Origin of the sequence: Aeromicrobium sp. Root344, from assembly GCF_001425755.1 — a bacterium.
GTDB lineage: Bacteria > Actinomycetota > Actinomycetes > Propionibacteriales > Nocardioidaceae > Aeromicrobium.
The window spans coordinates 1,301,355-1,311,164 of the sequence record NZ_LMDH01000001.1; the positions used below are offsets into that span (position 1 = coordinate 1,301,355).

The following is a 9,810-nucleotide window of genomic DNA, read 5'->3' on the forward strand; positions in this document are numbered from 1 at the left end:
GTGACTATGTTCACCCCTTCCGACCAGCCCATACGCCGGATATGACACGTAAAGTCGGCTGAATCGTCATCGCCCGTCGGTGCCGATTCATCACACATCAGCTACCCGAGGCCCGCATGCCGAGGGAGTGCGAATCAATGCGCTTGGTTCGCGATGCGCGAGAAGGAAACGTTCATACATGTCCGCAGACACCGTCATATCCACCTACCGGACGACGCACCCCAGGCTCCAGGCCTGGGTCGACGACGTCGCCGCCCTGACCAAGCCGGCCGCCATCCACTGGGTCGAAGGCACTCCCGAGGAATGGGTCACGCTGACCGATGACCTCGTCGCCTCCGGCACCTTCGTACGACTCGACGAGTCCAAGAAGCCCAACTCGTTCTGGTGCGCGTCCGACCCGAGCGACGTCGCTCGCGTCGAGGACCGCACCTACATCTGCAGCGTTGACGAGGCCGACTGCGGCCCGACCAACAACTGGATGGAGCCTTCGGACATGAAGGCGATCATGACGGACCTCTATGACGGCTGCATGCAGGGCCGCACGATGTACGTCATCCCGTTCGTCATGGGCCACCTCGAGTCCAACAGCCCGATGTTCGGCGTCGAGATCACCGACTCCGCCTACGTCGTCGCGTCGATGACCGTCATGGCCCGCGTCGGCAAGACCGTGCTCGACAAGATCGAGGAGCTCGACGCGGACTACGTGCCGGCGCTGCACTCGATCGGGGCTCCGCTCGCCGACGGCCAGCAGGACGTCCCGTGGCCGTGCAACGACACCAAGTACATCGTCCAGTTCCCCGAGGAGCGGATGATCTGGTCGTTCGGCTCCGGCTACGGCGGAAACGCCCTGCTGGGCAAGAAGTGCTATTCGCTCCGCATCGCTTCGGTGATGGGCCGCGACGAGGGCTGGATGGCCGAGCACATGCTGATCCTCAAGCTCACGTCGCCCGAGAACGTCGTCAAGTACGTCGCCGCGGCGTTCCCGAGCGCGTGCGGCAAGACCAACCTCGCGATGGTCGAGCCGACCGTGCCGGGCTGGAAGGTCGAGACCATCGGCGACGACATCGCCTGGATCCGCGTCGGAGCCGACGGCCGCCTGTATGCCGTCAATCCCGAGTTCGGCCTGTTCGGCGTCGCCCCCGGCACCGGGTGGGACACCAACGCCAACGCGATGCGCACGATCGACCAGGGCAACTCGGTGTTCACCAACGTCGCGCTGACCGACGACGGCGACGTGTGGTGGGAGGGCATGACCGACGAGCCGCCTGCGCACCTCACCGACTGGAAGGGCCGCGACTGGACTCCTGAGTCCGACGAGGTCTCGTCGCACCCCAACAGCCGGTTCTGCACGCCGATCAAGCAGTGCCCGACCCTCGCGGCCGAGTACGACGACCCCAACGGCGTACCGCTCGACGCGATTCTGTTCGGCGGCCGTCGCAAGACGACGATCCCGCTCGTCACCGAGGCCCGCGACTGGACCCACGGCACGTTCATGGGCGCGACGCTGTCGTCGGAGACCACGGCTGCCGCGACCGGCGCGGTCGGCGTCGTCCGCCGCGACCCGATGGCGATGCTGCCGTTCATCGGCTACGACGCCGGTGACTACTTCAGCCACTGGATCAACATGGCCAAGAACAACGACGAGTCGAAGTTCCCCAAGATCTTCTACGTCAACTGGTTCCGGCGCGACGAGGACGGCGGGTTCCTGTGGCCCGGCTTCGGCGAGAACAGCCGCATCCTCAAGTACGTCATCGAGCGCGTCGAGGGCAAGGTCGAGGCGGTCGAGACGCCGATCGGCCTCGTGCCGGTCGCCGGCGCGATCGACACGGACGGCCTCGACGTCACTGAGGAGCAGCTCGAGAAGGCCTTGCGCGTCGACGTCGACGAGTGGAAGGCCGAGATCCCGCAGATCAACGAGTGGTTCGAGAAGTTCGGCGACAAGCTGCCGACCGTGCTCTGGACCGAGCTCGACGGCCTGAAAGCCCGCCTCGAGGGCTGACCGTTTCCCGCTGAGCCTGACGTTTCTGCTGCGACACACCGTGTCATACCAGCAGAAACGTCAGGCTCAGCGCGTTCAGGTGCGGGGTTTCCAGCCGATGGCGGGAAGCACGTGGTCGGCGAGGGCGCCCAGGAGCCGGGCGTTGTAGTCGACGCCGAGCTGGTTGGGCACCGTGAGCAGCAGGGAGTCAGCCTCGCGCACGGCGACATCGGCGGCGAGCTCCTCGGCCAGCGCGTCCGGCTCGCCGACGTACGACTTGCCGAACCTCGCGATCCCGCCGTCGAGGTGACCGATCTGGTCCTCGCCGCTGCGCTCACCGAAGTAGGCGCGGTCCTGGGCGTCGAGGATCGGGATGACGCTGCGGCTGACCGAGATCCGCGGCTCGCGCTCCCAGCCTGCGTCAGCCCACGTGGCCCGATAACGCTGGATCTGCTCGAGCTGCAGCTCGTCGAACGGCACGCCCGTGTCCTCCGTGAGCAGCGTCGAGCTCATGAGGTTCATGCCCTGCTGGGCGGTCCACTCAGCCGTCGCGCGGGTACCGGAACCCCACCAGATCCGATCGGGAAGCCCCGGCGACTGGGGCATGATCGGCAGCGGCGCCGACTGACCCGTCATCCTGGGGTCGGACATCACGACACCGGCGCCGGCGATCGCGTGCCGGAACAGCTCGGTGTGCGCCCGTGCCATGTCGGCATCGCTCTGGCCCTCCTCGGGCACGTGGCCGAACGACTCATAGCCGCGGATCGCGGTCTCGGGTGATCCTCGACTGATGCCGAGCTGGAGCCGGCCACCGCTGATCAGGTCGGCCGCTGCAGCGTCCTCGGCCATGTAGAGCGGGTTCTCGTAGCGCATGTCGATCACGCCGGTGCCGATCTCGATGCGGCTCGTACGGGCACCGACGGCGGCGAGCAGCGGGAACGGTGATGCCAGCTGGCGGGCGAAGTGGTGCACGCGGAAGAAGGCGCCGTCCAGCCCGAGCTCCTCGGCTGCGACCGCAAGGTCGATCGACTGCAGCAGGACGTCGCCGGCCGTACGCGTCTGCGAGCCGGGCACGGCCTGGTAGTGGCCGAAGGACAGGAAGCCGACGTTCTTCATACCCGGGTCAACGTCGAAGGAGCGTGGGCTGTTCCTACTAGGCCGTGCCGACCGATTCGCGGTCGATCAGGGTGCGTGGCATCCGCGCCCGACTGACAAGGCAGAGGAGGGAGGCGCACCGGGGTTGTGCGGCGACCGACGATAACGCAGTCAGACGGGATGCGGGGCCGCGGGCCCCGAGCGGGAATCGGTCGGCACGGCCTAGAGTGCTGGCGTGATCGTCGCCGCCCTCCTCGTGCTCGTCCTGGGCCTCGCGACCGGCGTCGTCGCCCGCCGCAGCGCGTCCGCCCGCCCCCTACGCGCGGCCCACTTCCCCGGCCAACCGTCACATCTCGCCGACCGGCCACCGCTCCGGTTCCGGGTGTGGGCGTCGGTCGCCGCGTTGCTGACGGTCGTCGTGGTCATCGATGTGATGTTCCAGCCCGGCACGGCCCTGGTGATCGCCGTCGTCGGAGGGGTCGGGCTCGCAGCCATCGCCGGCACGATGCACCGGTACGCCCGGGAGTGCGACGAGGCTCGCCGCGCTGTAGAGGCGTACGCGCCGACGATCGCGATCCCCTATGCCGGCAAGGTCGGTGTGCACATCGGCATGTGGTCGCCGTGGGTCGAGCGCACCGGCGTGCTGTGGTGCATCGTCGCGCGTACGCCCGCGCTGTTCGGCCAGCTCGCCGAGATGTATCCGGACGTCCCGATCGTGCAGGGGCGGATTCCCGCGAGCGTACGCGGCGCGCTCTATCCCCATGGCGCAGCGGCCAACGCCGACTTCATCGCCGGCTCGTCGGCGACCCACGTCTTCCTCGGTCACGGCGACAGCGACAAGCCGCTGAGCGCGTCGGAGCGGGTGCTGCAGTACGACCTCGTCACCGTCGCGGGCCAGGCTGCGATCGAGCGGTTCGAAGCCGCCGGGCTGTCGATCCCGGCCGACAGGGTGCGCATCATCGGCCGCCCGCAGACCGAGGGCATTGAGCCTGCGCACGGGCCGGTCCCGAAGCCGGCGACCGTCCTCTATGCACCGACCTGGCGGCACGCCGACGACACCCTCAACGTCTCGTCGCTCGCGGTCGCCGACCAGGTCGTGCAGGCGCTGCTCGATCGTGGTTGCACCGTGGTGTTCCGCCGCCACTTCGCGGGGCAGAACCACGCGGGGGCCGAGGCCATGATCGTACGGGTCAACCAGCTGCTGGAGGCCGACGCGGCAGCGACCGGGCGACCGCATCGCGGCGGCCCGTTCGCGATGGAGGAGCCGCTCATCGACGCGTTCAACTCGGTCGACGCGATGGTCTCGGACGTGTCGGGCATCGTCGTGGACTTCATGGCAAGCGGCAAGCCATTGGTCATGTACGCCGCGCAGTACGCCGATCCCGAGGCGTTCCGCGCGGCGCACCCGTCGGCCGCGGCGGCGTACGTCATCGACCGCGACCTCGTACGCCTGGACGACGCACTCGACGCGGCGCTCGGGAACGATCCGTTGGCGGGTGCGCGGGGCGAGCGCGCCGATCACTACCTCGGCGGGCCGAATCGCACCGACCCCGCACGGCGCTTCATGGACCTGGTCCGCGAGCTGTCGAGCTCCTAGAAGACGTTCGCCAGCTGCCAGGCCAGCACCACGGCGCCGAGCAGCCGTCGAAACGGTGAAGCCCCACGCACCAGCTCGTCCAGACCCCACACGATCAGAGCGCCGGTCCCGATCCAGCGGAGCTCGGTGTCCCGCGAGTCGTAGGCGCTCGCGCGCAGGGCTGTCGCCGCCAGCCAGACCCACAGCGCCGGGTTGGGGAGCTGGATCACCACGAGTCGGCCGGAGCTGTCCCTGAAGAACCGACCCATCACCGGCACCAGACCTCGGCGACGGCGACGAAGGCGGAGGACGACGGCCGCCGGGGTTCGCCGCCGACCTGCGGCGCACCCGTGACCGCGTCACCGTCGATCGTCAACGACGCCTGTCGACACGGCGCAAGCACGAGGCTCAGGCTGTGGTCGACCCCGCCGAGGAGGAAGCTGTCGGTCGCGAACGTACGCCGGTCGAGCACGTCGGACATCCGGATCTCGAGTCCCTCCGCACGGGCGTTCAGTCCGGTCGTCAGGTCGATGTCGACGTCGACGGCCTGGCGCTCCGCCACCGGCTCGGGCCACGCGAGTCCGTCGGCCTCGGGGAAGTGCCGGACGAAGTCGCGCTCCAGCCAGGTCGCCAGCTCGACGTCCTCGCCCAGCACGCGAACGACACCGTCGCGCCACAGCACGATCGCGGTCCCCCTGCCGTGGATCGACCAGTCGACGCGCCACACCGAGACGTACGCCGTGAGGGTCTCGCCGTCGTACAGGCGCAGGCCGGGATTCGCGCCGACGAGCACCGGCGAGCGTGTGGCACCTGTGGACATACCGAAGCCTTCCCCTCGAGCCACAACGTAGCGGGAGGGGAAGGCTCAGTGGTGGTCAGGCGGTGGCGGGTTCCATGACCGACTCCGGGGACGGGTCCTGCACGAGCTGCTCCTCGAGCTTCTTGGCCGAGATCGTCGGGATCGCCAGTCCGGCGATCGCCGCGAGCAGCAGCGCACCGCCGAGGACTGCGAAGCCGGCGGTGTAGCCGATCTCCTTGGGGAACCCGCTGGGCAGGAAGTGCGCCGTGACGATGCTGGCCATGACCGCCGTGCCGACCGAGCCGCCGATGGTCCGGATGTTGGCGTTCATGCCACTCGCGACACCGGTCTGCTCGGGCGGGACCGCGCCGACGATGAGCCCGGCGAGGCACGCGAATGCCAGGCCGATGCCAACGCCGGTGATGCCGTTGGCGACCGCGATCTGCGTCTTGGTGTCGTGCATGTAGGCCAGCATGAACATGCCGACCGCACCGAGGGCCGAGCCGAACACGACGACGGTCTTGGGGCCGATCCGGCGTGCGATCGATGCGGCGACGAGGCCAGTCAGGAACGTCGCGACCGCCGACGGCAGCATCAGCATGCCCGACTCGGTGACGCTGGACCCGAAGCCGTACCCGTTGGCGCTCGGCGTCTGGTTGAACTGCGGGATGAAGCCGAACGACGCGTACATGCCGATGCCGACGAGCAGTGCCACGAGGTTGGTGGTCCAGACGCCCGGCAGACGCATCATGCGCATGTCGATCAACGGCACGGTGGCACGCTGCTCGACCTGGATCCACGCCACCATCAGCACCACCGCGAGCACGAGGAGGCCGATCGTACGACCGGAGCCCCAGCCCCACTTCGGCGCTTCGCTGAGGGCGAGCAGGAGCGCGACGAGCCAGCTCGACAGCAGGATCGCCGGCAGCACCGAGATGCGGCCGGGGGTGCGGACCGGCGACTCGGGGACGAAGAGGATCGAGGCCACGGCCGCGATCGAGGTGACGATGAACGGCAGCCAGAACAGCCAGTGGTAGCCGAGGCCAGACACGATCGGGCCGGCCAGCACGATGCCGGCACCGAAGCCGACCGCGAGCAGCGACGAGACGACGCTGACCGCGCCACCGACCTTGTGGGTGGGGAACTCGTCGCGAATGATGCCGAAGGCCAACGGGAGGACACCACCGCCGACGCCCTGGATGATGCGGGCGATGATCAGGACGCCGATGCTGCCGGCCAGCGCCGCGAGCAGCGAACCGGCGGCGAGGGCCACGAGCGACAGGACGAGGAGGCGCTCCTTGCCGAAGGCGTCGCCCAGCCGGCCCATGATGGGCGTGAAGACCGAGGCCGACAGGAGGTAGGCCGTCAGGACCCAGGTCACGGTGTTCTGGTCGGTGTTGAGCTCGTGCTCGATCTCGGACAGCACCGGGATCGTGAGCGACTGCATGAGCGAGTAGGACGACACCGCCACCGCGAGCACGGCGAAGGTCAGCCAGTAGTGAGTGCGTCGGGTCGACGAAGGCACAGGAGAATCCTTGGGAAGAGCGTGGCGGGTTCGAAGCAGGTGATTGCTCCGCGCAACCAACTATACGGAGGTCTTCTCCGGATGGCTACGTGCGCCTCGTCACCCTCAGGCGTCGGTCTGCCTGGCTTCGAGGGCGCCCCTCAGGCGTCTGACTTCATCGCGCAGCGCGAGAATGTCCTGCCGCTGTAAGGCATCGGACTCTTCCTCGATCTCCCGCACCTGCTCGATCAGCCACGTCGCCAGCGAAGCCGTGACGACGCCGAGCAGTGCGACGCCGACGACCATCAGGGCGACAGCGATGCAGCGGCCCTCGGTCGTGACCGGGTAGTGGTCGCCGTAGCCAACCGTCGACAGGGTCGTCATGACCCACCAGATGGAGTCGCCGTACGTACGGATGTTGCCTTCCGGATGTGCCCTCTCGGCCTCGAGAACCGCGAGCGAGGCCACGAACGACGTCAGGCTGATCGCCCCTCCGACGTAGACGCCGACCCGCCCGATCAACGAGTGACCGACGTGCCTCTGCAGGAAGCTGACCAGCAGGACCAGCCGGAGCAACCTCAGGGGACGCAGGACCGGCAGCACCACGGCAGCGAGGTCCAGCCAATGCTGTCGGAAGAACGTCCTCTTGTTGTCGGCGAGCACGAATCGGGCGGCGACCTCGACCGCGAGCAGGGCCCACGTCACCCACACGGTTGTCCGGCACGCCGTACGCACCGACTCGGACGCATCCGGCTGCAGGATCGGGATCGCGTACGCGGCGAGGAAGACCAGCGCAAGGAGCATGGCGAGGAGCTCGAGCCGCGCCCCCCACGTGGTGCCCCGCGCCTGACCCGTGCCTCCCACGGTTCAGCTCCCGACGAGGTCGTCGAGCATGCGCTTGTCGTGCGCGGTGAAGACCGTCACGCCGGCCTCGTCGTGGAGCCGGCGGAGCGTCACGTGGTTCTCGGCGACCTGCTTGCGGTCGACCGCGGCGAACGTCTCGATGGCTCGCAGGCGCCGCGACCCCGACACGGGCGCACCTGACGGCAGCGTCGACGTGTACGAGCTGACGTCGAACGCGGCGTCCCCGGCGTGGACCAGCAGTCCGCGATCCGGAGTCTCGACGGCGACCGCGGCATGCCCCCTGGTGTGTCCCGGCATCGGGAGGTACGTGATGCCCGGCAGCACCTCGGTGCCGCGCAGGCCGAACTTCCACAGGTCACCGGGTCCGCCGTGCGTCTGGACCCGAGGCTCGTGCGCCCACTGGCGGGGCGAATAGCGCTGCCGCGACGCGAAGCCGGGATTGAGCACCGCGGCGTCGTACTCATCGGCCGTCGTGTGGACCGTCGCCGCGGGGAAATCGGCGAGGCCACCGATGTGGTCGAAGTCCATGTGGGTCAGGACGACGTGCTGCACGTCGGCGGTCGAGAAACCTCGCGCCTCGACCTGTGCGGCCGCCGTCCTGGCGTCGTCGCGGTCCGCGCGCATGACGAACCGGGACGGCCCCATCCTGCGGGGATCGGCGAAGTCCTGCCGGCCGAGCCCGCTGTCGACGAGCACGAGGCCGTCGGGGGTCTCGCACAGCAGGACGTGGCAGACGATCTCGGGCATGGCCCGCGGGCGGAGCGAGCCGCAGTTGAGGTGGTGAACACGCATGGGCTCGATCCTGTCGGAGTTGCCGGTGGCCTGTCACCCAAACGCCGATGTGCGGCGGCGGTCAGCGGGGCGGGTTGCCGTCCAGGTGCGCCTTGACCAGCTCGCGGATCGCCTCGACGAACACCGCTTCGTTGTAGCGCTCGGCATGCTCCTTGATGCGGTCGACGTCCCAGTCGTGCACGTCGAGCTGCGCCAGTGCGTCACGCAGCGCCGTGGTTGACGGCTCTTCGACGAACAGCGCCGTGACGTGCTCGATCATCGTCTCGATGTAGCCGCCCCATCGCAGCACGATGCTGGGCTTGCCGAACGACGCCGCCTCGAGCGGGGTCAGCCCGAAGTCCTCGTGACTGATCGCGATGAGTGCACGGGACTGGCGGTAGAGCCAGGCGATCTCTCCGTCGGTGATGTCCTCCATCAGGCGTACGTTGTCGGGCGCGGCAGCCCGGAGATCGGGGCCCATCGGTCCGCGGCCCACGACGACCAGACGGCGGTGTGGCTCCTTGGCGTACGCCTCGATGATGGTGCCGACGTTCTTGTAGGGCAGCAGCCTCGAGATGCACAGCTCGAACGGGTGGCCGTCGAGCCACTCGACGATCTCCGGCATCGGCACCGACGGGCGGTCGACGGTGTTGGGCCGCGGAGCCGGCAGCACGGCGGACGTGCGCCCGTACTCGCTGAGCACCCGGTCCTGCACGATCGACGAGATCGCGACGTACGCATCGGCTGATCGCGCCGCCCGGCGGTCCCACCAGACGAGGAACGGGCGAAGCAGCCTCAGGGCCACCCGCTCGGTCCAGGTCGCGTTGTCGCCGAGGTAGCGGCGGGACTGGTAGAGCCACCGCGCGGGCGAGTAGCAGTAGACGACCTTGTGGCCCGTCGACCGGAAGCCGTGCGCCCACCCGCTGCTGCTGACCAGCACGAGATCGGCGTCGATCTTCATCGTCGAGGCGGCCAACGGCAGCAGCGGGAGTGCGAAGCGGTGATGCCGCCGGAAGAACCCGATGCGATCGAGCCACGAGGTGGCGATCGGCAGGTCGCGGAACTCAGGGAACGTGGCCTCCGGGTCGTAGACCGTCGTGTGGATCGTGGCTTCGGGGAACGCCGCCGCCATGGCCAGGACGACGCGCTCGGCACCTCCGCGTTGGGTGAGGTAGTCGTGCGCGATGGCGACCGTCGGCCGCCGCAGCTCTGATTCGCTCACC

General features: G+C 68.8%; 9 protein-coding genes. 2 read left to right on the forward strand and 7 right to left on the reverse strand.

All coding sequences use genetic code 11. The features are described 5' to 3' along the window. Positions 1–178 precede the first annotated feature (178 nt). A complete protein-coding gene (locus tag ASC61_RS06445) occupies positions 179–1,999 on the forward strand; it encodes a phosphoenolpyruvate carboxykinase (GTP) (protein WP_056210516.1) in 1,821 nt (606 codons plus the stop codon). A gap of 75 nt (positions 2,000–2,074) precedes the next feature. Here ASC61_RS06445 and ASC61_RS06450 read toward each other — a convergent pair whose 3' ends face one another. After that, the gene (locus ASC61_RS06450; RefSeq protein ID WP_056210517.1) at positions 2,075–3,094 is read right to left on the reverse strand and encodes an LLM class flavin-dependent oxidoreductase; all 1,020 of its coding nucleotides are present in this window, start codon (positions 3,092–3,094) and stop codon (positions 2,075–2,077) included. 214 nt (positions 3,095–3,308) lie between these two features. On the opposite strand from ASC61_RS06450, the gene ASC61_RS06455 reads away from it, so the two are divergent. Beyond that, entirely contained in the window at positions 3,309–4,670 is a 1,362-nt protein-coding gene (locus ASC61_RS06455) for a CDP-glycerol glycerophosphotransferase family protein (RefSeq protein WP_056210518.1), read from the forward strand. Here ASC61_RS06455 and ASC61_RS06460 read toward each other — a convergent pair. The 6 genes from ASC61_RS06460 to ASC61_RS06485 all read right to left on the reverse strand — a co-directional run bounded on the left by ASC61_RS06460 (position 4,667) and on the right by ASC61_RS06485 (position 9,809). After that, positions 4,667–4,918 carry a hypothetical protein gene (locus ASC61_RS06460; RefSeq protein WP_056210519.1) on the reverse strand — a complete coding sequence of 84 codons (252 nt, stop codon included), beginning with the start codon at positions 4,916–4,918 and terminating at the stop codon, positions 4,667–4,669. The two genes, ASC61_RS06455 and ASC61_RS06460, sit on opposite strands and share 4 nt — an antisense overlap. Beyond that, on the reverse strand, positions 4,918–5,469 hold the full coding sequence (locus tag ASC61_RS06465) for a hypothetical protein (RefSeq protein ID WP_056210520.1): 552 nt from the start codon (positions 5,467–5,469) through the stop codon (positions 4,918–4,920). The genes ASC61_RS06460 and ASC61_RS06465 overlap by 1 nt, the downstream gene beginning before the upstream one ends. Positions 5,470–5,524: 55 nt before the next feature. Beyond that, a complete protein-coding gene (locus ASC61_RS06470; RefSeq protein WP_056210521.1) occupies positions 5,525–6,973 on the reverse strand; it encodes an MFS transporter in 1,449 nt (482 codons plus the stop codon). Between the two features lie 105 nt (positions 6,974–7,078). After that, positions 7,079–7,816 (reverse strand): potassium channel family protein, encoded by a 738-nt coding sequence (locus ASC61_RS06475; protein WP_235503503.1) that lies wholly within the window; start codon positions 7,814–7,816, stop codon positions 7,079–7,081. A 3-nt stretch (positions 7,817–7,819) separates the two neighbouring features. Beyond that, positions 7,820–8,608 (reverse strand): MBL fold metallo-hydrolase, encoded by a 789-nt coding sequence (locus tag ASC61_RS06480; RefSeq protein WP_056210522.1) that lies wholly within the window; start codon positions 8,606–8,608, stop codon positions 7,820–7,822. A 61-nt stretch (positions 8,609–8,669) separates the two neighbouring features. After that, positions 8,670–9,809 (reverse strand): glycosyltransferase, encoded by a 1,140-nt coding sequence (locus ASC61_RS06485; protein WP_056210523.1) that lies wholly within the window; start codon positions 9,807–9,809, stop codon positions 8,670–8,672. Between the last annotated feature and the right edge of the window lies 1 nt (position 9,810).